Source organism: Photobacterium sp. GB-36, from assembly GCF_003026135.1.
GTDB lineage: Bacteria > Pseudomonadota > Gammaproteobacteria > Enterobacterales > Vibrionaceae > Photobacterium.
Genome location: NZ_PYNY01000001.1, coordinates 148,526 through 173,882, shown reverse-complemented (window position 1 = coordinate 173,882; position 25,357 = coordinate 148,526). Strand labels below are relative to the sequence as shown.

At 39.5% G+C, this 25,357-nt stretch carries 23 protein-coding genes; 8 read left to right on the top strand and 15 right to left on the bottom strand.

Going from position 1 to position 25,357, the window contains the following annotated elements:
* Positions 1-17 precede the first annotated feature (17 nt).
* Positions 18-1,310, top strand: a complete 1,293-nt coding sequence (locus C9J46_RS00780) for an MFS transporter (RefSeq protein WP_107245407.1) — start codon at positions 18-20, stop codon at positions 1,308-1,310.
* On the opposite strand, the gene C9J46_RS00775 is transcribed toward C9J46_RS00780, so the two are convergent.
* Positions 1,297-1,968 (bottom strand): DUF2982 domain-containing protein, encoded by a 672-nt coding sequence (locus tag C9J46_RS00775; protein ID WP_107205790.1) that lies wholly within the window; start codon positions 1,966-1,968, stop codon positions 1,297-1,299. The two genes, C9J46_RS00780 and C9J46_RS00775, sit on opposite strands and share 14 nt — an antisense overlap.
* Positions 1,969-2,264: 296 nt before the next feature.
* Here C9J46_RS00775 and C9J46_RS00770 point away from each other — a divergent pair, with 296 nt between their 5' ends.
* Positions 2,265-2,675, top strand: coding sequence for a MarR family transcriptional regulator (locus tag C9J46_RS00770; RefSeq protein ID WP_107205791.1), 411 nt, complete (start codon positions 2,265-2,267; stop codon positions 2,673-2,675).
* A gap of 275 nt (positions 2,676-2,950) precedes the next feature.
* A complete protein-coding gene (locus C9J46_RS00765; protein WP_107205792.1) occupies positions 2,951-3,256 on the top strand; it encodes a hypothetical protein in 306 nt (101 codons plus the stop codon).
* A gap of 108 nt (positions 3,257-3,364) precedes the next feature.
* Here C9J46_RS00765 and C9J46_RS00760 read toward each other — a convergent pair whose 3' ends face one another.
* The 5 genes from C9J46_RS00760 to queE form a co-directional block, all read right to left on the bottom strand.
* On the bottom strand, positions 3,365-4,555 hold the full coding sequence (locus tag C9J46_RS00760) for an amino acid aminotransferase (RefSeq protein WP_107205793.1): 1,191 nt from the start codon (positions 4,553-4,555) through the stop codon (positions 3,365-3,367).
* 106 nt (positions 4,556-4,661) lie between these two features.
* A complete protein-coding gene (locus C9J46_RS00755) occupies positions 4,662-5,417 on the bottom strand; it encodes an enoyl-CoA hydratase/isomerase family protein (protein ID WP_107290395.1) in 756 nt (251 codons plus the stop codon).
* 102 nt (positions 5,418-5,519) lie between these two features.
* The gene (locus C9J46_RS00750; RefSeq protein ID WP_107290394.1) at positions 5,520-6,821 is read right to left on the bottom strand and encodes a GGDEF domain-containing protein; all 1,302 of its coding nucleotides are present in this window, start codon (positions 6,819-6,821) and stop codon (positions 5,520-5,522) included.
* Positions 6,822-7,811: 990 nt separating this feature from the next.
* Positions 7,812-9,212, bottom strand: a complete 1,401-nt coding sequence (gene asnS, locus C9J46_RS00745; protein ID WP_107205796.1) for an asparagine--tRNA ligase — start codon at positions 9,210-9,212, stop codon at positions 7,812-7,814.
* A gap of 274 nt (positions 9,213-9,486) precedes the next feature.
* Complete coding sequence (queE, locus tag C9J46_RS00740; protein WP_107290393.1) at positions 9,487-10,155, bottom strand: 7-carboxy-7-deazaguanine synthase QueE; 669 nt, start codon at positions 10,153-10,155, stop codon at positions 9,487-9,489.
* A gap of 275 nt (positions 10,156-10,430) precedes the next feature.
* Here queE and C9J46_RS00735 point away from each other — a divergent pair, with 275 nt between their 5' ends.
* Positions 10,431-11,645, top strand: a complete 1,215-nt coding sequence (locus C9J46_RS00735) for an ROK family protein (protein WP_107205798.1) — start codon at positions 10,431-10,433, stop codon at positions 11,643-11,645.
* Between the two features lie 49 nt (positions 11,646-11,694).
* Here C9J46_RS00735 and C9J46_RS00730 read toward each other — a convergent pair whose 3' ends face one another.
* The 9 genes from C9J46_RS00730 to bioA form a co-directional block, all read right to left on the bottom strand.
* Complete coding sequence (locus C9J46_RS00730) at positions 11,695-12,597, bottom strand: LysR family transcriptional regulator (RefSeq protein WP_107205799.1); 903 nt, start codon at positions 12,595-12,597, stop codon at positions 11,695-11,697.
* Positions 12,598-12,760: 163 nt separating this feature from the next.
* On the bottom strand, positions 12,761-13,513 hold the full coding sequence (locus tag C9J46_RS00725) for a lactate utilization protein C (protein ID WP_107260753.1): 753 nt from the start codon (positions 13,511-13,513) through the stop codon (positions 12,761-12,763).
* Between the two features lie 16 nt (positions 13,514-13,529).
* Positions 13,530-14,942: a LutB/LldF family L-lactate oxidation iron-sulfur protein gene (locus tag C9J46_RS00720; protein WP_107245400.1), complete on the bottom strand. Its 1,413-nt coding sequence runs from the start codon at positions 14,940-14,942 to the stop codon at positions 13,530-13,532.
* A gap of 12 nt (positions 14,943-14,954) precedes the next feature.
* Complete coding sequence (locus tag C9J46_RS00715; protein ID WP_107290392.1) at positions 14,955-15,674, bottom strand: (Fe-S)-binding protein; 720 nt, start codon at positions 15,672-15,674, stop codon at positions 14,955-14,957.
* Between the two features lie 99 nt (positions 15,675-15,773).
* Complete coding sequence (locus C9J46_RS00710; protein WP_107290391.1) at positions 15,774-17,357, bottom strand: L-lactate permease; 1,584 nt, start codon at positions 17,355-17,357, stop codon at positions 15,774-15,776.
* Positions 17,358-18,004: 647 nt separating this feature from the next.
* Positions 18,005-18,706, bottom strand: a complete 702-nt coding sequence (locus C9J46_RS00705) for a ChrR family anti-sigma-E factor (protein ID WP_107205804.1) — start codon at positions 18,704-18,706, stop codon at positions 18,005-18,007.
* Positions 18,696-19,268, bottom strand: coding sequence for a sigma-70 family RNA polymerase sigma factor (locus tag C9J46_RS00700; protein WP_107205805.1), 573 nt, complete (start codon positions 19,266-19,268; stop codon positions 18,696-18,698). The genes C9J46_RS00705 and C9J46_RS00700 overlap by 11 nt, the downstream gene beginning before the upstream one ends.
* Before the next feature lie 124 nt (positions 19,269-19,392).
* The gene (locus C9J46_RS00695) at positions 19,393-19,962 is read right to left on the bottom strand and encodes an LON peptidase substrate-binding domain-containing protein (protein ID WP_107205806.1); all 570 of its coding nucleotides are present in this window, start codon (positions 19,960-19,962) and stop codon (positions 19,393-19,395) included.
* A gap of 157 nt (positions 19,963-20,119) precedes the next feature.
* The gene (gene bioA, locus C9J46_RS00690; RefSeq protein ID WP_107290390.1) at positions 20,120-21,403 is read right to left on the bottom strand and encodes an adenosylmethionine--8-amino-7-oxononanoate transaminase; all 1,284 of its coding nucleotides are present in this window, start codon (positions 21,401-21,403) and stop codon (positions 20,120-20,122) included.
* Between the two features lie 215 nt (positions 21,404-21,618).
* Here bioA and bioB point away from each other — a divergent pair, with 215 nt between their 5' ends.
* Genes bioB through bioD form a run of 4 tightly spaced genes read left to right on the top strand, consistent with a single transcriptional unit; the run spans position 21,619 to position 25,332 of the window.
* The gene (gene bioB, locus C9J46_RS00685) at positions 21,619-22,671 is read left to right on the top strand and encodes a biotin synthase BioB (RefSeq protein WP_107205808.1); all 1,053 of its coding nucleotides are present in this window, start codon (positions 21,619-21,621) and stop codon (positions 22,669-22,671) included.
* Complete coding sequence (bioF, locus tag C9J46_RS00680) at positions 22,658-23,842, top strand: 8-amino-7-oxononanoate synthase (protein WP_107290389.1); 1,185 nt, start codon at positions 22,658-22,660, stop codon at positions 23,840-23,842. Before bioB ends, bioF begins: the two co-directional genes overlap by 14 nt.
* Positions 23,835-24,659, top strand: a complete 825-nt coding sequence (bioC, locus tag C9J46_RS00675; RefSeq protein WP_107245391.1) for a malonyl-ACP O-methyltransferase BioC — start codon at positions 23,835-23,837, stop codon at positions 24,657-24,659. The genes bioF and bioC overlap by 8 nt, the downstream gene beginning before the upstream one ends.
* Positions 24,652-25,332, top strand: coding sequence for a dethiobiotin synthase (gene bioD / locus C9J46_RS00670; RefSeq protein WP_107290388.1), 681 nt, complete (start codon positions 24,652-24,654; stop codon positions 25,330-25,332). The genes bioC and bioD overlap by 8 nt, the downstream gene beginning before the upstream one ends.
* Positions 25,333-25,357 lie beyond the last annotated feature (25 nt).

The following is a 25,357-nucleotide window of genomic DNA, read 5'->3' as shown; positions in this document are numbered from 1 at the left end:
TAGACGATAATAGAATTATGAATATAGACGCGACTCAAGACACGGCTCAACGTTATCGTTATTGGCGTATTCACATTATGGTGAGTATGTATATTGGTTATGCTGCCTTTTATTTAACCCGTAAAAACTTCAGTTATGCCATGCCTGCAATTATTACTGATTTGGGGTGGGATAAAGCCGATATTGGCCTAATGGGCACATTATTTTATATCACTTACGGCTGCTCGAAATTCATCTCTGGGATTGTTAGTGATCGTTCTAATCCTCGTTACTTTATGGGTATTGGGCTGATTGCGACCGGTGTAATTAATATTCTATTTGGCTTATCTAGTTCGATTGTCGCGCTCAGCATATTATGGATATTAAATGCATGGTTTCAGGGCTGGGGATGGCCTGCCTGTTCCAAGTTATTAACAACGTGGTATTCACGCTCTGAGCGTGGCAGGTGGTGGTCTATCTGGAATACTGCACATAATATGGGGGGCGCAATGATCCCCATTATTGTTGGTTTCACTGTGCTCCATTTTGGCTGGCGTTACAGTTTCTATATTCCTGGCATCATTGCTGTGGTTATCGGTTTATTTCTTTGTTGGCGTTTACGCGATAAACCGACGTCAATGGGATTACCCAGTATTGGACACTGGCGCAAAGATCACTTAGAAATTGCCCATGAAAATACAGGCAAGGGGTTATCACAAAAGCAGATCCTGTTTCGTTATGTACTGAATAATAAATATATTTGGCTATTAAGCCTTAGCTATATTCTGGTCTATATCGTTCGGACAGCGATTAACGACTGGGGTAATTTATACCTTACCGAACAATATGGTTATAGCTTGATCACGGCTAATAGCGCGTTGTCATTATTTGAAATTGGTGGTTTTTTAGGCTCGCTGGTGGCTGGGTGGGGATCGGATAAAATATTCTCAGGCAATCGCGGGCCGATGATCTTATTGTTTTCAATCGGTATCTTTTTGTCTGTCGCCGCGCTGTGGTTAATTCCAATCTCGAGCTTTGTTTTACAGGCGGTGTGTTTATTTACGATTGGCTTTTTTGTATTTGGCCCTCAAATGCTTATTGGGATGGCGGCGGCTGAGTGTTCACATAAAGACTCTGTCGGTGCTGCAACCGGATTTGTAGGGCTATTTGCCTATATGGGCGCAGCACTTGCGGGTTACCCATTAGCGATAATTATGCAGCATTACCATTGGATGGGATTCTTTGTCGTTATTTCTGTAGCGGCTGCTGCGATAGGGTTATTGTTATTACCATTTTTAAGAGCGCAACATGGCGACGCTATTGGCGTATAGCGGCCGCTTTATAACGCCTTAATAGGCCAATAAAATCATTAATTGGCCTATCTAATGTGTCTTCAGAGATGAAGAAATCAAAGCCTAAGAACTCACGATTATATTTCATACGGTGTGCTAGCATCGCTCTTAAGCCTTTAAAGACATGACCATTTGGCGTTTGGTAAGGTTCATCATCAAATAACACATCTTCTATTGTGTTATTCGCAACGTCACTATTTTTAATGGCCATAACTAATAAAATACGCTGCTCAATAATAATGCGTGCGGCCAATCGAGGACTGATGCTGTTAATAAAATCATCATAATCGTTGAGTTTAATACCGATCCAAGGAACAGGCTGTTGCCAGCCTTGGTGGTTTATTTCAGCTTTACCTAATTGAGATATATTATTCCAAGTGGTTGACCAACCACCGTAACGACTATGATATTGGCAATGCATGAATGTAAGTGTGAACAGATATTTTGAGTCACAGATGTAACGAATAACGATAACGGCACTAACCCCAATAATAATAGTGGTAAAAATGGTTGTTTGCAGTGTCATATTAGGAATAAAAAAGGTAAGGCAGCTAGCACTAATCGACGCTGTAAAACAAAAAACAAACAGCATTACATTAGGGGTAATAGGGGCTGACTTTACATGATAGGTTTCCATTGTTTTACTCCAAATCAAATCATCAATTTATCTTACGTTATGGAAATGCGTAGCGATCGTTTTGATTACTCAAAATATTGCACATCAACGGCATGTTCATGATAGATGCCTACATGTTTTGTACTTATTAAGTATATATGAAGAATATAGAAGGAATTTTTTGCTTAAAATCATATTTATCGGTTGATATGTCGTCGTTTGCTGGCATTTCTCTGACATACTTGATATAAAACGCGCTTACTTTTTCCCGCTGGCATAGTGGTGACTGAAAGTAGTGCAACGGAGTAGGAAATTTAATGAGAATCTCTCACAAACGTAAAGTACAGCTAAAACTTCAAAAACAGACGCCTGTTTTTGCTGAATTAGCGACCAAAGCAGCGCCTAAAAAAGCAGCTAAACAAGCACCAAGTGTTGAAACAGTGAAAGCTGCACCAGCGGCAAAAGCTGTAGAAGCAAAAAAAGAAGTTAAACCGACACCTGCTAAAGCAACAACGGCAGTATCATTAACTCCTAAGCAGCAACAAGTGTTAGATATTGTTGTGAAAAATGCTGAAGGTTTAAACCCTAAAGGCATTGGCTTAGAAGCTGGCCAGGAAGATGCGAAAGCGGCTTCTTGGGCTACAGGTGCGTTAAAAAAATTGACCGAAGAAGGGTTAGTTGAGCGCATCCAATTGGCTGGCAACAAAGTTTTATACAAAGCACTTTAATCAGCCAATCCCGCTTCTTTTTAAGAAGCGGGGGTTTTTATTCTTATTTATATCCCTTCTAAAATATTTTCTTCTGCTAATATTAAGTTCTACTTTATTATTTATGCATCGTTCCGATTATTTATAATAATAATTATTTTAATGCTATAAATATAATAATGAATTAATATCCATAATTTATTAGATTACGTTTAATATTTATTAGCTTACGTTTTATATAGCGTTTATTTGGATGTTAATTTCAAGGAGCTCGAAGCATTTGGAGTTAATGATCTATGACAATGATAAGTGCGAGAGAATTTTCAGATTGGTTGATTGATCGTTTTGCTGAAGATAATCAAGGCGTTTCTTTAACGCGGGAAGATATAAATATATTAACGGGTAGACAAAGTTTCTCGTTAGGGTTTGTTCATGATATTCACTATGAAGTGATGCGCCATAATATGGCTTTTGTAACTGATACTACACGTGAAATGTTCTATCTTGTTCCTATTGCAAAAAGGCCTTGGAAGGAACAACTAAATAGAAATTACGAGCGAGATTTATATTGTAATGTATTACCATTAAATAAATCTGGCTAATTTTATGTTGTTTAAATTAGTCAAACTTGCATAAAAAAGACATATAGCTGTTACGGTAGGAAATAAAAAAGAGGACATAATGTCCTCTTTTATTGCTCATCTTTTATATTATAAGACGGCAGCAATACCTTTACATAAAGGCATCATATTATCTTTTGTCATACCCGCAACACTAATACGGCCTGAACCAACAATATAAATAGCAAAATCATTTTTAAGTTGTGTAACTTGGTCTTTTGATAAACCAGAGAACGAGAACATACCGTTTTGGCGTTCAATGAAGCTAAAGTCGTTAGTGACACCTAACTCTTTTAATGTTGCTACAAATAGCGTACGCATTTCTTGGATACGATCACGCATATCAGCAACTTCTTGTTCCCATTCTGCACGCAGCTCAGCGTTGTTTAGGATGGTTGTTACAATCGCAGCACCGTGAGCTGGTGGGTTAGAATAAATAACACGTGCGATAGATTTCACTTGGCTAAATGCTGTGGCTGCTTGCTCTGCAGTTTTACCAACAAGTGTAAATGCACCTACACGTTCATTGTATAAACCAAAGTTCTTAGAGAATGAACTTGCTACCAGTAATTCTGGCAGTTGATCTGCAAAGATGCGTAAACCTTGCGCATCCTCTTCTACACCGCGTGCAAAGCCTTGATAAGCAAAATCAAACATTGGTAGTAGTTTTTTCTCAATGCAGAGTTTTGCTAACACTTGCCATTGTTCTGTTGTTGGATCAATACCCGTTGGGTTATGGCAGCAACCATGCAGAAGAACAATATCGCCTTCGCTAGCCTGGCTTAAATCAGCAATAGCCGCGTCAAAGTCAATATCACTTGTTTCAGCGTTATAGTAAGAGTATTGCTGTGTTTCAAGACCAGCAGCGCCAAAGACACCATGGTGGTTAGCCCAAGTAGGATTACTGATCCATACTTTTACATCACCCAATTGACGCTTAATAAATTCAGCGGCAACACGTAATGCACCAGTACCACCAGGTGCTTGAGCGGTTTGTGCGCGTTTTTCAGTGATGATTGTTGCATCGTTACCAAAAAGTAGCTCTTGAACCGCTAGGCCGTATTCAGGCGTACCAGGAATGCTTAAATATGACTTTGTTGTTTCTTTTTCAAGTAAAATAGCTTCTGCTTTTTTTACTGTGGCAAGGACAGGCGTATTACCTGTTTCATCTTTATAAATACCAACGCCTAGATTAATTTTTGTTGCGCGTGTATCTGCTTTGAATTCTTCTGTTAAACCTAAAATTGGGTCAGCAGGAGCTGCTGTAATTTTCTCAAACATATTTGGTCATCCGTGGCGTTAATAAATGGTAATGTCTATTTATACCCTTTGTCATAGAACCTTTACAAGAAAATGCAACAAATTAGTCATAATTTTTATTCATGAATTAAGTCTGACTTTTTTTTTCCTTAAATCGAGACAATGCACTGGTTGCTTCTGAGCGTTTAATCAGCTTAAAAATAAGGTCATTCTCTTTGTCAATACAATCAATTAGCTGTTGGCGTGAATGGTCAGATAGGAGTTTTTTAGTGTGCTGCAATGCTTCTTTAGGTAAAGCGATAAGTGCATTAGCACAGTGCACAGCGTGTTGTTCAGGTTGAATGGTTATTTGATTGATAAAACCAAGAGATAGCGCTTCTTCTACTGTCATTTCCTCGCCAAGCAGTAACATTGCTTTGGCTTTTCGTTCGCCGAGTAATTGCGGTAATAATAAGCTTGAACCAAATTCAGGGCATAATCCGAGCTTTACAAAGGGAAGAGTGAAGATTGTATTAGGAGTGGCAAAAATAAAGTCACAGTGTTGTAACAGTGTCATACCTATTCCAATAGCAGCACCAGAAACCGCAGCAATAATAGGCACAGGACAGTCAATCATAGCGAACATAAAGCGTTCAATAATCGCTCTATTTTTTTGTGTTTGAGTGCTATCTGCCTGTGCTAACTGAATAAAATCTTCAATATCATTACCACTGCAAAAAATATTAGCATTGCCTGTAATAATAACGACGGAGATATCATCATTTTTTGCTCGTTCTAACTGTTGAGCAAGATCTTGATACATAGCAAGGCTAAGTGCATTTTTTGCGGAAGGGCGGTCAATAGAGAGCGTAAGAATATGATTTGATAAAAATGAAGTGATCATGTTGCCATCCTTGAACAATGAGTGATCTATCAAGGATGGCATATTACAGTCATTATTTGCTAATTTAGTATCAAAAGTAAGCAGTCGTCAGCAATAACGTCATTAAATAATCGTTGATTGATTACGGCCGTTATGTTTTGACTGATATAACGCATCATCACTAACTTTATATGCTTCAGTAAATGATAATGTGTCCGACACCGTACCCCCAATTGAAATTGTGACATCAATCCCATGGATAGGGTATACCTGAATAATATGTCGTATTTCTTCTGCCTTCAGCTCTAATTGCTCTTTTGTCATAACCGGGAAGCTTAAAATAAATTCTTCCCCGCCCCAACGTATAGCGATATCACTTTGGCGGATACATTGATTAATTCTTTCCGCGACAGTCCGTATTACTTCATCGCCCATTTCATGACCATAGGTATCATTTATAGACTTAAAGTTATCAATATCAATAATTAACAAATAGAAGCTTTTTTGAGAAAGAAGCTTTTTCTCATAGTAATCACGTCGATAGAAATGCGTCATAAGATCGCGTTGTAACGAAAATTTTCTTCTTTTCAATCTTGAACGTAATAGCTGAATCATGAAGGTTAAAAATAATGCAGGCGTAAGCGATACTTTTAAAATAGCCAATAAGTTTACACCTACATAAAAGGGATCTTGGCTAGCACAAGGTAATAGTTCTTTTATGTTATAGCCATGCTTTGCTGGGTTTTCATAAAGCACCGTTTTGAATTCGTTATTGTAACTTTTAAGTGCTTCATGAAGTAAGTTACTTTTTATATCAATAGCCAGCAATGCATCTAACTTACGATTATTGTAGATAGGGTAATATAATGATCTGATATTTTGGTTAGATCCTTCTTCTACATACCTTTCAGTCAATTTTAAATTACAGCCATAAAAATAGCGGTAAGTTTCACCAAGACCCTCTCGTTTAATAATTCGCTTTATTATATCGTTGTCATGATTATTTTTATAAAGTTCTAAATAAAGAGGTCTAGCGGGATCAAAATGGACATAGTCAGCAGGATTTTCAAAAACAGCAATCGTCCAGATGTTATTATCTGTAAGCTCATCGAGTTGAGAGCGTAGACGGTTTATTCCTGTTGATAATAATTTCACATCTGAAGGTTTTTTTACCCAAACGTCAACGTCATTGTAATCGTGCAACCCTTTTGGGATAAAGGTGGTGCTTGTATTGTTGTAGTATGAACTAAAACGTCGACTTACAGAGTAAATAGAATTAATTTTTTCAAAATATTGCTCATGAAATTCGTCTAAATGAAAGGCGTTGTAAGCGAAATATCCACCTGATATTCCTATGAATAAAAGAGAGAAAAGTTTAAGGCTACTGATTAAACTTTTGTTTTTATTTGTCAACTTACCAAACATTTGCAATATCAATACAAGAAATTAAGGATGGGATTTTATATCTTAAAAGTATAAATTCAATCATATTTGCCATCTCTTTGATGAGGATATTTTATTGTATCAAGAAGTAAAATCTATCGAATTTTTTTTATTCATATTAGATACAATTAAAGCACATTTATGGGTTTTGAGTAAGGTCATAGCGGTGTTTTTAATCCTATTGTAAAAATATCAAGACAGCTGACTGCTATTCTTATTTTCATGAGTTATGGATTCGAAAAGATAACTGCATCTTGGTTATCTTACCTTATTACCTATTCGACTATTGTTTCTGATATAAAAGATTATGGCAAAAAATTAGATACAGATTATTGGTTAGAAAGACAATAAATCGAAAAATATCGACGTGTAGCAAAGCCGCTCAAATACAATTAAGAGTGTTAGAATATGATAGTCATGATATCCGCTATATTGGTGTAAAAATAGGAGCTGATAAACTAAGCACTTCGAACGGACTCATTGACTTTCCAATCATTTTTGTAATAAGTGTTTATCTTTTCATTCTGAATATGATGATAGTTTTACACCCACAAGTTGGTTCATAATCTGTTCTGATTTAGGTCATTTGAATGGACTGGTTGTCGTTAATCGTTATTTAAAAGATAAATTAAACCAGAGAAATATTTATTATTACTGGTTAATATATTTCTTATTATTGTGCTTGATCGCAGCGGGTATTATTGACTATTTCATTCTCAGCTGGGATTAAAAAGTTATTAGGAGTAGGGTGAAAAAATAATGAATTTATTTCATATTATCAACCTATTATATCTCTTGATAAGAAGATTTAAGAGTATTATTACTCAAAACCTGTGCCGTTTAACAACCTAGACTTTAATGATTAACGTCGTTTAATGTCATTGTTAATCAGATTTCTTCAAAATGGATGATAAAAGAAAGGCTGCCAATAGGGCAGCCTTTTTGCGTTTTGCAATTCTAAACTAAATACGATTAGAAGTTTGCAGAGCGTGGAGTTCGTGGGAATGGGATCACGTCACGTACGTTACCCATACCAGTTACGTAAGAGACTAGACGCTCAAAGCCTAGACCGAAACCAGCGTGTGGAACACTACCGTAACGACGTAGGTCGCGGTACCAACCCATGTGCTCAGGATCTAGACCCATCTCAATCATACGTGCATCTAGAATGTCTAGGCGCTCTTCACGTTGAGAACCACCGATGATTTCACCAATGCCAGGTGCCAATACGTCCATCGCTGCTACTGTCTTACCGTCGTCATTCAAACGCATGTAGAATGCTTTGATGTCTTTCGGGTAGTTCTTAACAATTACAGGTGCTTGGAAGTGTTCTTCTGCAAGGTAACGCTCGTGCTCAGAAGACATATCAATGCCCCACTCAACATCGAACTCGAACTTACGGCCAGAGTCTTGAAGGATCTTAATTGCATCAGTGTAATCAACTTGTGCAAAGTCAGATGTTACGAACTTCTCTAGGCGAGAAATTGCGTCTTTGTCGATACGTTGAGCAAAGAACTCAAGGTCGTCACGACGCTCTTCAAGTACCGCTTTGAATACGTATTTCAGCATGTCTTCAGCAAGTTTAGCTACATCGTCAAGTTCTGCGAATGCAACTTCAGGCTCAACCATCCAGAACTCAGCTAGGTGGCGGCTTGTGTTTGAGTTTTCAGCACGGAATGTTGGGCCGAAAGTGTAAACCTTGCTTAGTGCACACGCATATGCTTCAGCATTTAGCTGACCAGAGACTGTTAGGAAAGTTTCTTTACCAAAGAAATCTTTGTCAAAGTCTACTTCGCCTTTATCAGTCATTGGAATGTTAGCCATGTCTAGCGTAGATACACGGAACATTTCACCGGCACCTTCACAGTCAGATGCTGTGATAAGTGGTGCAGACATCCAGAAGAAGCCTTGCTCGTGGTAGAAACGGTGGATCGCTTGAGATAGACAGTTACGAACACGTGCAACAGCGCCGATCACGTTAGTACGTGGACGAAGATGTGCAACTTCACGTAAGTACTCAATTGAGTGACGAGTTTTAGCCATTGGGTAAGAATCTGCATCTTCAACCCAACCAACGACTTTCACGTTGGTTGCTGCTAGTTCAAAATCTTGACCTTTAGCAGGAGATGCTACGATTGTACCGGTAACCTCAACAGAGCAACCAGTTGTAAGCTTAAGTACTTCATCCTGGTAATTATTTAACTCATTAGGGACCACGGCCTGAATCGGGTCGAAACAAGAGCCGTCATAAATGGCAAGGAAAGAGATCCCAGCTTTGGAATCACGACGTGAGCGAACCCAACCGCGAACAGTAACTTCACTGTCTACCGCTAGTTTGCCGCTTAATACGTCTGTTACAGGCGCGTAAGTCATGTTTAAATCATTCTCCGTTTAGGCACTGACTTTGGAATTAAAGTATCTCGTGCTTAAAGATATTTATGTATTAGCAATATTACCTTTCTTACGACAAGCATCAAGTATTGATATCAATCAAATGATAAATTGATGAAAGAAATAGGCAATTTGAGGTGATAGTTGGTTAATTATCGGTCATTTGCAAGAAACCGCTTCGCTTTAGCGTTGTAAAACATTAAAGCGAAGCGGTTTTTTGATAAATGTTTTATAAATCAAGCAAAGTACAGAGCGATTAAGCGATGGCTAGATATTTGTGTGTTTGGATCGATAAACGCCAGTTACGTTGAATACATGTTTCAATACATAGTTCTGTTGCACGTGGCTTTTGACTAATAGGTTGAAGCGCAATCGTGACATCAGGTTTTAGCGTCACGCCATCAATGAGCGCATCAAGTTGTTCAATGTCTTTGCTAGTGCCGACAGGGTGCTTGATCTCGTTAGCACGCGCGAGGGAAGAAGCTAAGACGGGCAACTTTGCTTTCATGTTAATTTTTGGCGATACCGTTACCCAAGTATTATCACTGGTTTGAATTTCAGATGTGCCACTGGTTTCGATCTGACAATTAAAGCCAGCTTCTTCTAGTGCATGAGTTAAAGGACGAAGATCGTAAATACAAGGTTCACCGCCTGTAATAACAATATGTTTAGCCGTATATTTTTGATCTTGTAATAATTGCACTACACCATTAGCGTCAAGATTAGTCCAAAGTGGTGAGTCCCCAGTTTTAGCCATGATCTGCTCTAAGCTAACTAAATCTTGTGGCTCTGCTGTCCAAGTTTGTTTGGTGTCACACCATGAGCAGCCAACAGGGCAGACTTGTAATCGAACAAAAATTGCAGGCACGCCAGTAAATACACCTTCACCCTGAATTGTTTCGAATACTTCGTTAATTTTGTACACGTTGAACCTCTTATTTTCACGTCTATAACCATTCTAGTGTCAATGAAACATGATCATTATTAGAAAAGTTACTGCGTGAAATAAATCCGCTAATTAAAAAAAAGAGTAGGCAAAAAAGCCTTTTTTTCATTATCGCAGAAGCGAAACTCAATGTCTTTAGTCGTTGATAGTGATACTTGTCACGTACTGACGATAAGAGGCTTCACAATTACTTCGCAAAGTAAAAAAATTAGTTTCCGAAGGTTTTTAAGCTGATTTTTCTCAGGAGTATCGACATGTACGTCGCTCAGCCAGGCCATATCGATCATATAAAAAGAAATAATGCCGGCAGCGTATATAAACTAATTGATTTGTATGGGCCGATCTCACGCATTGAATTGTCTAAACGCAGTCAACTTGCCCCCGCAAGTATTACTAAGATCACCCGTGAATTAATTGATGCGCATTTAATTAAAGAAACGCAATTTCAAGAACCTAGTAGCCGTGGACGACCTGCTATTGGGCTAGTTCCTGCCAATGAAGGGTGGCAATTTTTATCTATTCGTTTAGGTCGTGGTTATCTTACTATTGCTTTACATGCACTTGGCGGCGAAATTCTAGTAGAAGAACGTCAAGATATTGAGCAACTGCATCAAGAAGATGTGGTTAAAAAGTTATTAGCTGAAATAAACATTTTCTTTGCCAATCATGTTAGCGAACTAGACAGAATGACAGCGATTGCAGTGTCATTACCAGGGTTAGTTAATTCCAGTGAAGGTATGGTATTACAGATGCCACATTATAATGTGTCTAATTTACCCTTGGGTGAAATTATTCACAATGAAACTGGACTGCCTGTTTTTATCGGTAATGACACACGTTCATGGGCTTTAGCAGAAAAATTGTTCGGTAATTCTCGTGGTATTGCAAACTCCATTTTGATTTCTATTCATCATGGTGTGGGGGCGGGGATTGTCCTTGATGATAATGTGCTGCAAGGGAAAACCGGTAACGTAGGTGAGCTTGGGCATATTCAAATTAAGCCGTTTGGCAAACGTTGTTTTTGTGGTAATCATGGCTGCTTAGAAACCGTTGCGAGTTTACAGGCCATTTTAGAACAAGTGAAAACGCAGCTTAAAGCAGGGCATGAATCGATGCTGAATCATATGCCTTTAACGATTGAATCAGTATGTGATGCGGCAGTAGAAGGTGACAGTTTAGCGCGACAAATTATTGTGGAGTTAGGTCATAATTTAGGGCAAGCCATTGCGATAATGGTTAACCTATTTAACCCCCAGCGCATTTTGATTGGTGGGGAGTTTAATCGTGCTAAATCGGTACTCTATCCTGCGATTATGGATCGTATTAGCTCGCAAACCTTACCTGTTTATTTCGATGGCTTAGAAATAGAAGAAAGCTGTTTTTACACTCAAGCGACGATGCCGGGAGCGGCTTTGGTTAAACAAGCGTTGTACGATGGACATTTATTGATGAAACTCGTCGACGGTTAATTATATTTGAATTAAGTGATTGCTATAACTAATTGATACTACATGGAGATTAGAATTTTTCTTTAATTTCCATGTAGCTTTCTCGAATATGTTCAATCAGTGCTTGAATCCGTTTAGCAGGTTTTCTGGTATACGGATAGACAGCATAAATCCCCACCACTTTCCCCGCATGTGCCGAGAGCAATTCAACTAACTCACCGCGCTCTAATTCATCATGAACTAAGCAATTGGGTAGATAAGCGATACCATTACCTGCGAGGACATTTTTTTTCAACGCTATCGCATTGTCGGATGAAAAGTTTCCGCTGACTTTTTGAGTGTAAATTTTATTTTGTTTAATAAATTGCCAGTCAAAAGGGCCAGTACTTTGAGGGTTATAACCTAGACAATTATGGCTATTGAGATCTTTAGGTTTTTCTGGCTTGCCATAATGTTCAATGTAAGCGGGTGAGGCACATATTACCCAGCGAGAATTAAAAATATGACGAGCGATTAAGCTTGAATCTTCGAGATAACCGGTACGGATCACCAAATCGTAGTTATCAGCAACGAGATCGACAAAGTGATTGTTTAGCGACATATCAACCGAAAGACCGGGGTGTTTCTGACAAAAATCAGACACGGCTTTTGCTAATACTAATTCGCCTGAAATTGTCGGTACTGACATCCGAATTTTACCAGAGAGTGCTTCGCTGTAGCCCTTCACAGAGTCAAAAGCAGCTTGAGCAACATGGTTGATACTTTTAGCACGATGGTAAAGGACTTCACCGGGTTCTGTGAGTGTTAGCTTTCGTGTGGTGCGATATATAAGTTGTAAGCCTAATTCGGTTTCAAGTTTACTAATACGCTTGCTAACAACGGATTTAGTCACATTATTGAGTTCAGCAACCTTACTGAATGAGCCATGTTCAATAACTTGAGTGAATAAAACGAGATCATCGATAGCTGGCATTATTTATCCCACTTAAAGCCTAATAGGCGAAGGATTATATACTTAAAAAGATTAAATTCTAGATAAAAAAACGCAGCCCGAAGACTGCGTTATTCGTATTCCCGTAATGTGCTTAACCACTAGTATCCTACTAGTTTGCTATCACTATTGGTGATAAGTAAGCTTACATATCATCAATAATGATGTAGGTGGCAAAGACGGGCCCATGCACACCAACAACTTTGATCAGCTCGATATCTGCTGTCGAGCTCGGACCTGAAATAAAGTTAACACATGAAGGTACACGTTCACCGTTCATGGCTTTTTGATGCAGAATCTCAGTTGCTTGTGTTAAACGAGCAACGATTGAGCTTTTAGGTACAACGAATACAGAAGCTTCTGGTAATAGGCTTACTGCGCGACCCTGTGCTGGGTTGCTGTAAAGTACCATTGTGCCTGATTCTGCTAACGCTTGTTCAGCGAATACAACACCAACTTTTGCACGTTCAGCTACTGTGATGTTTGCTTCGTAACCCGCCGAGTGATCCCAAATGTAAACACCATGCTTATCGGCGCTCAAATCTTTCGGGTCAATAATGTTAAGTAGACGAGTATCTGCGGTAAAGATGGTTTCACCAACAGGATCAATGTTTGTTTCGTCTTCGCTGCAATATTTGAAACAAACATTACGCAGTGCTTCTGCTAACTGTGCTTTGGTTGTCACAACAGCTTGTGCGCCTAAAGAAGACTGCGTGTATTCGACCAAGATATCTTTTAATTCATCTTGTGATTTATCAGCAAATACGTCTTTGTGACAGTTATATTTTAGGTTTGGACGCTCTACTGGGGTAGTAATACGTTCACGACCAAGTTGTTTAGCGATGTTGTTAAGGAAACTATCGCGATTATAAATGCGTTGCTCATTTTGAGATGACATACGGAAAGCTCCTTAATTATTTATTTTTGTTTTTAAACCAACTGCGGAATGACTCACCCGATGGGTTTGGTAAATCACGCGTCTGAGTCCATGCGTTTAGTAGACCAACTTTAAATGGTAATTGACCATTTTTAATCAGTTTACCTGCAACGATAGCACCGATCTTAACGGTTTTATCCCATAGTGCAGGGTGAGCATTTACAAAGCTAAATCCACTGACGGAAGCTCGCTCCATGGAATCTGTGATTTTCTCTTCACCCATGATTTGACGGTGTTTAAGCAGCAAATCAGACAATGGTATTTTCACCGGACATACGTCATGACAAGCACGACATAAGCTACAAGCATTGGGTAGATCTTTAAAATCTTCATAGCCGCCAAGTAGTGGCGAAAGTACCGCACCAATAGGGCCTGAATAGATTGAGCCGTAAGATTGACCACCGATATGGCGGTATGCAGGGCACGTGTTAACACACGCTGCACAACGGATACAACGTAGGATAGAGCGGAATTGAGAACCAAGAATTTTAGAACGACCGTTATCTACAATCACCAAGTGGAACTCTTCAGGACCATCACAGTTACCGTCTTCACGAGGACCTGTAAGTGCTGTCACATAACCTGTTAGAGGTAGACCTACTGCACTTCGACATAGCAAACTCGCAACAATATCGAATTCTTCAAACGTAGGAACGATACGCTCCATACCCATTACCGCGATATGCGTTTTCGGTAGGCTGGTTGCAAGACGTGCGTTACCTTCATTGGTAACAAGGGTGACGGTGCCTGATTCTGCGATAGCAAAGTTACAGCCAGTAATACCGATCTCTGCTTCAAGGAAATCATGACGAATATGTTTACGAACAAAACGTGTCATTTCTTCTGGATCAGAAGAGCCTTCGTAACCGAGTTTCTTGTTGAAAACATCACGAATTTGAGTACGGTTTTTATGTAGTGCTGGTACAACGATGTGTGATGGCGCATCACAATCATCGACTTGAAGAATGTATTCGCCAAGATCGGTTTCAATCACTTCACAGTTATTACGCTGAATCACTTGGTTCATACCGATTTCTTCGGTCACCATGGATTTAGACTTAACCACTTTTGTCGCATTCTTTTGCTGGATAATCTTTTCGATGTAGTTAGTTGCATCTTCAGCTGTTGCTGCAAAGAATACATGACCACCGTTCTTTTCAACGTTATCGCTAAGTTGTTGTAGGTAGTAGTCTAGGTTTTCAAGCACATGGTTACGGATATCCATACCCATTTCGCGCCACTCTTCCCAGTTACCGAGTTTCTCCGCAGCAACAGCGCGATTTTTGAACATACGTTCTTGTGCATTAGCAACAGCGGCACGCATAGACTCGTCTTTCATTTTTACATGAATACGATCTTTAAATTTTTGGTTGCTTGTTTTCATTGACATAATAATGACCTCTTAACGACTCATCAGCACATCAACAATGTGCATCACTTTGATTGGTTGACCTTCACGGCTAATACGACCACCAATATTTAATAAGCAGCTAATATCAGCGCCGATTAAGAAATCAGGCTCTGCTGCTTTAATGTGACGCACTTTTTCTGTCACCATCTCACCGGAGATTTCAGACATTTTCACAGAGAATGTACCGCCAAAACCACAACATGTTTCTTGGTTTTCGATAGGTAAAAGCTCAAGTCCTTCAACGTTGCTTAGAAGAAGTAGAGGTTCTTCACGTACGCCAAGTTTACGGATCAAGCTACAAGAAGGATGGTAAACACCTTTACCTTCAAGACGAGCACCGACGTTTTCAACACCTAGCTGACGTACAACAAATTGTGTTAGTTCGAACAGACGATCAGCGACTTTTTTCGCGCGCTCTGCCCATTCTGGTTCATCTGCTAAATACTCAGGGTACTTTTTAACCGCAGCCGCACAAGAACCGGCAGGGGTTACGATAGGGAAGTCATTGATCTCAAAAGCTTGGATCATACTTTTCATTGCCGGCTTACTTTTTTCAATGTAGCCACTATTTAATGCAGGCTGACCACAACAACCTTGACGTTCTGGGAAGATCACATCGCAGCCAAGTTGTTCTAGTAAACATACTGTTTTTTTGGCAACTTCAGCTTTTACTGTATCGCCTAGGCAGGTGACAAAAAAGTTTACCTTCATTTTATTGCTCCAGTGGCGGGTTACCGCCTGATTGTTCATATTTGAGATTGGCTTACCCGAAAGCAAGCCAATCATTTATCTAATGTTATGTAGGGACAATTAGATAAAAATGCTGACACATGCTGCAATCACACCGTACAAAATCATAGGGATCACTGTACGCTTAATGATGTAGCCTTCTTTATTTGCAATACCAAGAATGGTCGATACCGCAATAATATTGTTAATACACACCATATTACCCATCGCACCACCAACAGATTGCATGGCTAAAATAGTGGTTTCAGGCAACCCAACATTGTGCGCGATACTCTGCTGAATTGCGCCAAAGGTTAGGTTTGAAACGGTTGCTGATCCTGAGAAAAAAGCACCAAGCGCACCTAAATAAGCGGCGCAGTATTGCCAGTTTTTACCCATTAGATCAGCAAAGGCATTACCCGTTGTCATAATGGGTGAGTGCTCTCCACCAATCATCATAAACTTCACCATAATTAACGCGCCTACTAGGGCGATAAACGGTGTTTTAATGCGTGATGCGGTATCACTAAATACTTGTTTTGTTTGCTGCATATTCATTTTTAGGAAAGGAATTGAAATAAGCACTACCACAAAAAACGGAATTAATGCCGGCACATAGAGTGTTTTATATGCCCAAGATGTATCTGTACCTAAAATATGACTAAGCTGAATGATTAACGCTTGGCTAAGGTGTAAATCAGCAAAACCTACATTTAGATGTAGCATTGGCGTTGCGTCATTTAATAGGCCTTTGAGACCAAGTTGCTTAATACGGGTTACGATTAAAATAACAATCAGTAATAGTGTTGGCGCCATTGCTTTAAAAACAGTACCAAATGGTAATCTTGCTAATTTTTCATCGTTGTCAGCATCTGTCTGCTTTTCTAAACCAATATTGTAACGAGCAAAAATAATCGACAGCGTTAAGCCAATTGCGCCACCGATCAATGCTGGGAACTCGTAGTTCCACTGGGCTAGACATACATAAGGTATAGTACATGACCAAATGCTTAGTTGGATAAACACAAAGTTGTGTTTTATTTGTTGCCAGTTAACAACAAACTTAAGCGCAATGACGGGAATAACCACCGCTGCCGCTGTATGCATAATTGCTGATAGGCGACCGACATCAAGCAATTCTGCATCGGGAAGTCCTAAGTTGCCTAAACCAAACCATGTAGGTGTACCCACTGCACCAAAAGAGACTGGAACAGAATTCATAACCAGTGCTAGCATGGCTACACGTAATGGATTAAAACCAAGACCGACTAATATCGGCGCTGCAATTGCTGCCGGGGTACCAAACCCTGATGCGCCTTCAATCATAAAAGCGAATGCCCATCCAATAATCATCAACTGACCGACTTGGTTTTTACTGATGCCTTCTAACCATTGGCGAATCACATCTTCAGCACCAGATACGTTTAACGTACGATTTAATAAAATAGCACCTGCAATAATTGATATTGGCGTTATCGCGGATAATGCACCAGAAATGACGTTTGCGGCTAAAAGTTGGCTGTCTGTACCAAAATAGACAAGTTGTAAAAAACCAACGATGAGTGCCGTCACTGGTAATGCGATATGTGATGGTAACGCATTCTTTTTTGTCATCATCCAAATTAAAAGCAAAATAGGGATAACCGATATTGCAAGATTTAACATATTTCCCACCTAGGTTATTTCGTTGTTTCACGAAATTGTTTTGTTGTTATTTTTAATTATTTACTGAGTGACACGTAATAACTGAACGCATAACCGCAGTGGGGAGAGTATTTTAGGTTGGAAATAGATGATGACTATCTATTTTTTAATCCCAAAGGTGATGAAAAATAAAAGAAATGTGATGCTAGTTGACAATTATGTATCAGCGATTATTTTTATATTTATTTATAATCAATGGGTTGTGTGTTTCTGGAGAGAGTGTTTAATAATTGATTAGGTGAGTATTGGAAACAAACATTTTGCGATTCCAACCTAATAAAGATGCTAATTTTTTGAATAATAGATAAGTTTAGTAAAAAATAAAATAAGACTTATTTTCAAATGAAATCGTATTTGTTGTAATTAAACTACAAGTGCGATTTTATTTTTGTATAAGAATGGAAATATAAAACGACGTTATTTTGTTTATATTATAAATAAGGTTGTTCTTATATTTGAAATTGTAAATGAATGGTCAGGTTAAATATATATTGTCGAGGTGAAGTGAAAAATTATAAATGCAATGAGTCAATAAATGAATAGGGTTATAGAGCCTCTCAACGGTATTTCTAGCTATAAGGAATTTAGCGAGAGGCTGTAAGTAAGTCTTAGTATATGGCTTTACCTATACTGTTAAACAGTTGGCTCACACCTTGAGTAAAATGAAGTGGGGCATTTGACACGGTGTAGCAAAGGCACCCTTCAGAAGTTTTTGGGCTGTGTCCTGAATGTGACTCATCAAGTAAGATAAAATCACCAGCAACATAGTGCCCGTTTTCATCTTCGAAATCCCCAGCAAGCAACAGCGTAAGTTCGTAGCCTTTATGAGTATGAGTCGGGATAGTACCGCCTTTGCCTATGTGCAATAAGCTGGATCTGACTTCACCTTCTTCAAAGGGTAATCGAGCACGACTAATTTTCCCTAAATTGCGCCAATTTAACTGATGAAATTTAGTGAATGCTCTCGGTAATGCATAGGTTATACCTTTACATTCAATAGTAAGGGACTCTGGCTCATGGTATGGCGTATTGTCATCACTACTCTCTGTAATGTCACTCAGCATGGCAGAAAAACATGCATCTACTTTAAGATCATGCTGTAAATCACGTTGTGCATCTTTTGCTTGCGCCCAAGAAGCATTGGCAATTTGAGGTGTTAATTGTGATTCTAACTGTTGGCAATGAGGGCAAAGTTCAATATGTGCTGCCACAGCCAGCGACATAGAAAGGGGTAATCTACCTTCTATGTGTTGCTCGAGTAATTGTTTATTGGGGTGATGTTTGATTAACGATATATTATTAGTAGGCATCGTCACTCTCCAAATGCGAACGCAGCTTTTGCAAGCCTAAGCGTAACCTTGATTTTACGGTCCCCACTGGGAGTCCTAACTGATCGGCAAGTTCTTGATGTGAACGCTGATTGAGATAAATTTCCTTCACTACAACTTGTTGATTTTTTGGTAATGTTGCTATTAATGTAACGAGCTCATCACTGAGCTGTTCGTTACTTGGATCATCAGATGTTGTGACGAGTCTCTGTTCAAAAATAGGCCAGATATCATCACTGTAATTATCTTCTTTTGTTGCTTGACGCTTACGTAGAATATCAAAGCATTGGTTACGCATTATTGTGTAAACCCATGTTGATACAGCCCCTTTCTCAGGATGAAAAAGGTGTGCTTTACGCCAAACAGTAAGCATTGTTTCTTGAACAAGCTCCATCGCATTCGCATCATGCTTGAGGTGTTTTAAACCATAAGAGCGGATTTTTGGCGCAAAATGAGAAAATATAGCGGAAAAGGCCGTTTTATCACGGTCTGTTGCTACACTAACGAGTAATTGTTTTTGTTGCTCAATACTGATCTCATTCATTGTGGGTGTTCTCAACCTATAATGATGACTAGATTGAGAATTAGGGTATGTAATAATAGACATAATCTCAATGTGTATTGATATAAATAGTGAATAGTTACATAGTGATACGTCATTAATTTAGTTATGGATCATTTTTCTGCAAATTATCATCAATTACCGTGTGTAGAAAAGATAAGGCGGCAGTATGGTCGTTTCGGCTCATGAACCACTGCTTTTGGTTGACTTCTAAGGGTAAAATTTCAAGCCAGCGCTGACATACCCATGTCATGTCTTCAAAATTAGGGGCAGGGTAATAGCTTGCATGATCTGGATGTTCTTGGAAAAGTACTTTAAGGCTGTTTGCTATCTCAACATCGGTATAGTTAATATCAGTACTTTGCCAATTAGGGACGGAAGATATCCTGCCAAAGAAAAGATCGTCTTCATCACGCCAATGATCGTCAATAAGAAATAACTCAACGGCTTGAATTGTGATACTCAATACACCGTCTGGTAAGGAATCAAAATCAGTGATAACTACGCGTGTGCCAAAGTGGCAGATCGTATTATCGATTGACATGCACAAACCGAATCCATTTTTGTTTGTAGCTGCAATTTTTACCAGTTTGATATAACGAGGTTCAAAGATCCTTAATTTGCTGATCCCGCCTGGTAATAGATAAACATCTAGTGGAAACAGAGGTATTTGCATAATCTTAGCCCTAGCTGACGTACTCTCATCGATACTGTACTTAAATTATTATTATTTTTAGTACTGGCATCATGACCTAAAGTATAAGCAGACATAAATAAGATTTTTGTCTGCTTTATGATAAATCATGCGATATTTTCGCTAGAATTAATGACCGTTATATTGAACTTATAACTTTTTTAATTGCAGTCGTCAGTAGGGTTAGCTGTGAAGAGCTAATAATGAATGGCGGCATAATATAGACAAGTTTGCCAAAGGGGCGAACCCAAACGCCTTGTTGAACAAACTTCTCTTGAATACTTTTCATTTCAACAGGGTGATGCAGTTCAACCACACCGATGGCACCTAACCAACGGACAGATTTTACATTTTCAAGTTCTGCAATTACTGGCAGTTCCTGCGCTAATTGCTGCTCTATATTTTTGACTTGTTGTTGCCATTTATTTTCTGCTAATAAATCTAAACTGGCGTTTGCGACGGCACAAGCAAGGGGATTCCCCATAAATGTTGGTCCATGCATAAAGCATTGCGCTTCACCGCTGCATACGGTATCGGCGACATGCTTGGTGGTCAGCGTGGCTGACAAGGTCATATATCCACCCGTTAACGCTTTACCTAAGCACATAATATCAGGGCTTATTTCTGCGTGTTCACAGGCGAATAATTTACCTGTTCGACCAAATCCGACAGCAATCTCATCAGCAATAAGTAAAACATTGTATTGATCACAGAGCTCACGAATACGTTTTAAATACGTTGGATGATAAAAACGCATGCCACCTGCACCTTGAACAATGGGTTCAATAATCACCGCAGCAAGATCATGATGCTGAAGACGTATTTTTTGTTCAAAGTCAGCAATGTCAGTTTCATCCCAATTATCCCCAAATCCACATTCTGGCGATTTGGCAAAAATATGCTCAGGTAAAAACCCTTTATAAATGCGGTGCATGGAATTTGTTGGATCAGTCACAGACATCGCGGCAAAAGTATCACCGTGATAGCCATGGCTAACCGTTAAAAATTTTGCGCGAGATTCATTTTGTGCGTGCCAATATTGCAATGCCATTTTAAGAGCAACTTCAACGGCAACAGAGCCAGAATCGGCAAGAAACACTTTGTCTAAAGGATCTGGGGTGATGGAAATGAGTTTTTTACACAAATCAACGGCTGGCTGGTGGGTGATACCACCAAACATCACATGTGACATTTTATCAAGCTGCGCTTTTGCCGCTTCAGTTAAAACTGGGTGATTATAACCATGAATAGTCGACCACCATGATGACATACCATCGATTAACTGCGTACCATCTTCAAGGGTGAGATAAACGCCTTGGGCTGATGTAACAGGGTAGCAAGGTAGGGGAGTAACTGTTGATGTATAGGGATGCCAAACGTGTTCTTTATCAAAATCAATATCTATATTGTTTGTTTTTTGCACAGATGTAAACCTCTGTTATTATCCATAGTTGACAGTCTACGTGCTGTTAGTAGACTAGCCAAGTAGTAATAGTTCATAGAGTTATCATTTAATAGCTTTTTACTTAGTAAAAGTGAAACAAGACGTTAACAAATAGAGCTGTGAAACATCAGGTAAACATGAAGGATCGAGCAAGTCCTTGTGAGTCGTAAGATAACTATAATTGAGGTCAGACTGTGGAAGTACGTAATAATTGGACAGTAGAGGAAGTCCAAGCTTTATTCGATAAACCCTTTATGGATTTAGTCTTTGAAGCACAGCAAGTACATCGTCAATATCATCAGCCTAATCAAGTACAAGTCAGTACTTTGCTTTCGATTAAAACAGGCGCATGTCCTGAAGATTGTAAGTATTGCCCACAGAGTGCTCATTATCGTACCGATGTAGATAAGGAACGCTTATTGGAAGTTGAGCGTGTCCTAGACGCTGCAAATAAAGCAAAGCAATCAGGCGCAACCCGTTTCTGTATGGGAGCGGCTTGGAAGAACCCGAAAGAGCGCGACATGCCGTATCTACTCGATATGGTTAAAGGCGTAAAAGAAATGGGTTTAGAAACGTGTATGACGCTGGGTATGATCACCAGTGATCAAGCCGATACGCTTGCCGATGCTGGTTTAGATTATTACAACCATAACCTTGATACCTCCCCTGAATATTACGGCAATATTATCACCACACGTACTTATCAAGATCGACTTGATACGTTATCTCATGTTCGTGATGCTGGGATGAAAATTTGTTCAGGTGGGATCATTGGAATGGGTGAAAGCTCGCGTGATCGCGCCGGATTATTGGTTGAGCTAGCGAACCTGCCTGTTCACCCTGAAAGTGTACCGATTAATATGTTGGTCAAAGTGAAAGGGACACCGTTAGAAAGTGTTGATGATGTCGATCCTTTTGACTTTATACGTATTATTGCGGTTGCCCGTATTATTATGCCAATGTCAGCGGTACGTTTATCAGCTGGTCGTGAAGACATGAATGAGCAGATGCAAGCGCTTTGTTTCATGGCGGGTGCTAATTCTGTGTTCTATGGTTGCAAATTACTGACAACACCAAACCCAGGTGAAGATAAAGACATGCAGTTGTTTGCTAAGTTAGGGATTAACAGTGAGCAACAAGCAGCGAAACCTGATGAAGTTCAAGAGCATGAATTATTAGGCAAAGTGGCACAACGTGTGGCATCTCGCCCGACTAAAGATGACATCTTTTACGATGCCTCTGTTTAGTCAACGCTTTCGCCATGCGTTAGCAGAACGAGATAAACAAAGGCTTTATCGTAGCCGTACTTGTTTATCTCGTAAGCTGGGTAATGAATCAGGACACATTTCTGCGGATCAACAATCATTTGTTAACTTTTCAAGTAATGATTATTTGGGATTAGCACAGTCATCTGAAATCATCGAAGCATGGCAGCAAGGGTTGAGCCTATATGGTGCTGGCAGTGGCGCATCACCCTTAGTGACAGGTTATCACTCTCCCCATGCAAATCTAGAAGCGCAATTATCGGAATGGCTCGGTTATGACAGGGCGTTACTTTTCAGTAGCGGATTTAGCGCAAATCAAGCTTTGCTTTTTACGCTATTACAAAAGCACGACAGTGTGTACCAAGATAAGTTGAATCATGCTTCATTGATGGAAGCGGGCATGTTATCACCAGCAATGATGAAGCGTTTTCCACACAATGATATTGATGCCCTAGATAGATTACTTGATAAACAAGTCCTTGAACCTAACCAAGCACGAATGGTGATTACAGAAGGCGTATTTAGCATGGATGGTGATTGTTCACCGCTTAAAGCATTACGTCATGTTTGTGATAAACAAAAAAGTTGGTTAGTGGTTGATGATGCACATGGGTGTGGTGTACTTGGCGATGAAGGAAGAGGGAGTTGTGCAGCGAGCGGAATAAAAGCAGATATTTTAGTGATCACATTCGGTAAAGCGTTTGGGCTTCAAGGCGCTGCAATATTATGTGATAACGACACTGCTGAATATTTGATTCAGTTTGCACGACACTTTATTTACTCAACAGCAATGCCGCCAGCTCAAGCCTATGCATTAAGTAAAGCATGTGAAGTGATACAGCAACAACCTTGGCGACGAGAAAAATTAACAGCGTTAAGTGATTTGTTCACCCAGCACCTCGATGCTTCTATACCGTTGCAGTACACCATTACCCCTATAAAACCGATAATTATTGGTAGTAGTGAACAAACTATCGCGATATCTGAGCAGTTAAAACAGCGTGGATTATGGGTAGGTGCAATTCGTCCTCCGACGGTTCCTCAAAATACAGCTCGTCTTCGCGTCACATTAACAGCGACACATAATGATAAAGATATTCGTCTGCTTGCTGCATCATTAAATGAGGTAATTAATGAGCAATATAATGGATAAATTTAATACGGCGTTAAATACCGAGCCAGCGATGCCAATAAATAAACAAGCGGTTGCATCGGCTTTTGGTAAAGCGGCAAAAAATTACGATAACGCCGCGGCATTTCAACGTAAAGTTGGGCATTTATTATTAGAGGAATTACCTCATCTTCATGCCGTAGGAAGCCATAAAAAAGCGATCGATGTAGGTTGTGGTACGGGATATTTTAGTGCGGAATTGGTAAAGCTTGGCTTTAATGTGACGGCAGTTGATCTGTCTTTAGAAATGTTAGCGCAAGCCAAGCAACGCTGTAATAGTGATTGTGATTATCTATTGGCTGATGCTGAAAATTTGCCATTGGCAGACAATAGCTATGATATCGCATTTAGTAGCTTGGCGTTACAGTGGTGTGATGACTTAGCTGTACCACTTCAAGAATTAAAGCGTATTGTTCGGCCGGGCGGTATGATCTTTTTCACAACGTTGGTTGATGGTTCGTTAAATGAGTTAAAAGATGCGTGGGCACAAGTTGATCAATATCAACATGTTAATGATTTTAAAACAGAAAATGAAATAAAAGTTGCGCTGGCGCAAACAGGAACACAGATAGATAAATTAGTATTCTCACCCATAGTCGTTCATTACCCATCAGCATTGGGGTTAATGAAAGATCTAAAAGGAATTGGCGCTACACATTTGCAACAAAAAAGGAAAAATGTGTTATTAGGTCGTAAAACATTGAACGCGTTAGAGCATGCCTATGATGCCTATCGTGATGAAAGCCATTTATTACCCGCCACGTATCAAGTTTGTTTTGGAGTTTTAATTAATGACTAATGCTTTTTTCCTTACTGGGACGGATACCGAAGTCGGTAAAACAGTCAGTAGTCGCGCTATTTTACAAGCGGCCAGTCAGCACAATATTCAAATGGCAGGTTACAAGCCTATTGCTTCAGGCAGTGAAGAAACAGCCGAAGGACTTCGCAATTCAGATGCTTTATTTATACAACAAACATCGCCGGTTGAGCTTACTTATCAAGAAGTGAACCCTTATACGTTTAAAGATCCGGTCTCGCCGCATTTGGCTGCAGAAAGAGAAGGTAAAACCATTGATTTTGATGTGCTTTCACAGGGCTTAGCACACCTTAAAGCGAAATCTGATGTGGTATTAGTGGAAGGAGCGGGGGGGTGGCGTGTGCCCGTTACACGTACCGATTTCTTGTCTACATGGGTTAAACAAGAAAAGTTACCTGTCATTTTAGTGGTAGGCATTAAATTAGGGTGTTTAAGCCACGCCATGCTTACGGCTGAAGCTATTGAAGCTGATGGTTTAGAGCTGGTTGGCTGGGTTGCTAATCGGGTTAACCCTGGAGTTGAAAATTACGCAGAAATGATAAAAATGCTAGAGCTTAATTTACCGGGTGTGAAATTAGGGGAAATTCCTTATATGCCAGGTATTAATAGGCGTGATTTATCATCGTATATTCAATTAGAAAAGCTTGGGTTATAGCGTTTAATCATCGTTTTTTTATACA

Coding starts and splice junctions, on each gene's coding strand:
- C9J46_RS00780 (WP_107245407.1), top strand. CDS start 18: ATGAATATAGACGCGACTCAAGACACGGCTCAACGTTATCGTTATTGG.
- C9J46_RS00775 (WP_107205790.1), bottom strand. CDS start 1,968: ATGGAAACCTATCATGTAAAGTCAGCCCCTATTACCCCTAATGTAATG.
- C9J46_RS00770 (WP_107205791.1), top strand. CDS start 2,265: ATGAGAATCTCTCACAAACGTAAAGTACAGCTAAAACTTCAAAAACAG.
- C9J46_RS00765 (WP_107205792.1), top strand. CDS start 2,951: ATGACAATGATAAGTGCGAGAGAATTTTCAGATTGGTTGATTGATCGT.
- C9J46_RS00760 (WP_107205793.1), bottom strand. CDS start 4,555: ATGTTTGAGAAAATTACAGCAGCTCCTGCTGACCCAATTTTAGGTTTA.
- C9J46_RS00755 (WP_107290395.1), bottom strand. CDS start 5,417: ATGATCACTTCATTTTTATCAAATCATATTCTTACGCTCTCTATTGAC.
- C9J46_RS00750 (WP_107290394.1), bottom strand. CDS start 6,821: ATGTTTGGTAAGTTGACAAATAAAAACAAAAGTTTAATCAGTAGCCTT.
- asnS (WP_107205796.1), bottom strand. CDS start 9,212: ATGACTTACGCGCCTGTAACAGACGTATTAAGCGGCAAACTAGCGGTA.
- C9J46_RS00735 (WP_107205798.1), top strand. CDS start 10,431: ATGTACGTCGCTCAGCCAGGCCATATCGATCATATAAAAAGAAATAAT.
- C9J46_RS00730 (WP_107205799.1), bottom strand. CDS start 12,597: ATGCCAGCTATCGATGATCTCGTTTTATTCACTCAAGTTATTGAACAT.
- C9J46_RS00725 (WP_107260753.1), bottom strand. CDS start 13,513: ATGTCATCTCAAAATGAGCAACGCATTTATAATCGCGATAGTTTCCTT.
- C9J46_RS00720 (WP_107245400.1), bottom strand. CDS start 14,942: ATGTCAATGAAAACAAGCAACCAAAAATTTAAAGATCGTATTCATGTA.
- C9J46_RS00715 (WP_107290392.1), bottom strand. CDS start 15,674: ATGAAGGTAAACTTTTTTGTCACCTGCCTAGGCGATACAGTAAAAGCT.
- C9J46_RS00710 (WP_107290391.1), bottom strand. CDS start 17,357: ATGTTAAATCTTGCAATATCGGTTATCCCTATTTTGCTTTTAATTTGG.
- C9J46_RS00705 (WP_107205804.1), bottom strand. CDS start 18,706: ATGCCTACTAATAATATATCGTTAATCAAACATCACCCCAATAAACAA.
- C9J46_RS00700 (WP_107205805.1), bottom strand. CDS start 19,268: ATGAATGAGATCAGTATTGAGCAACAAAAACAATTACTCGTTAGTGTA.
- C9J46_RS00695 (WP_107205806.1), bottom strand. CDS start 19,962: ATGCAAATACCTCTGTTTCCACTAGATGTTTATCTATTACCAGGCGGG.
- bioF (WP_107290389.1), top strand. CDS start 22,658: ATGCCTCTGTTTAGTCAACGCTTTCGCCATGCGTTAGCAGAACGAGAT.
- bioC (WP_107245391.1), top strand. CDS start 23,835: ATGGATAAATTTAATACGGCGTTAAATACCGAGCCAGCGATGCCAATA.
- bioD (WP_107290388.1), top strand. CDS start 24,652: ATGACTAATGCTTTTTTCCTTACTGGGACGGATACCGAAGTCGGTAAA.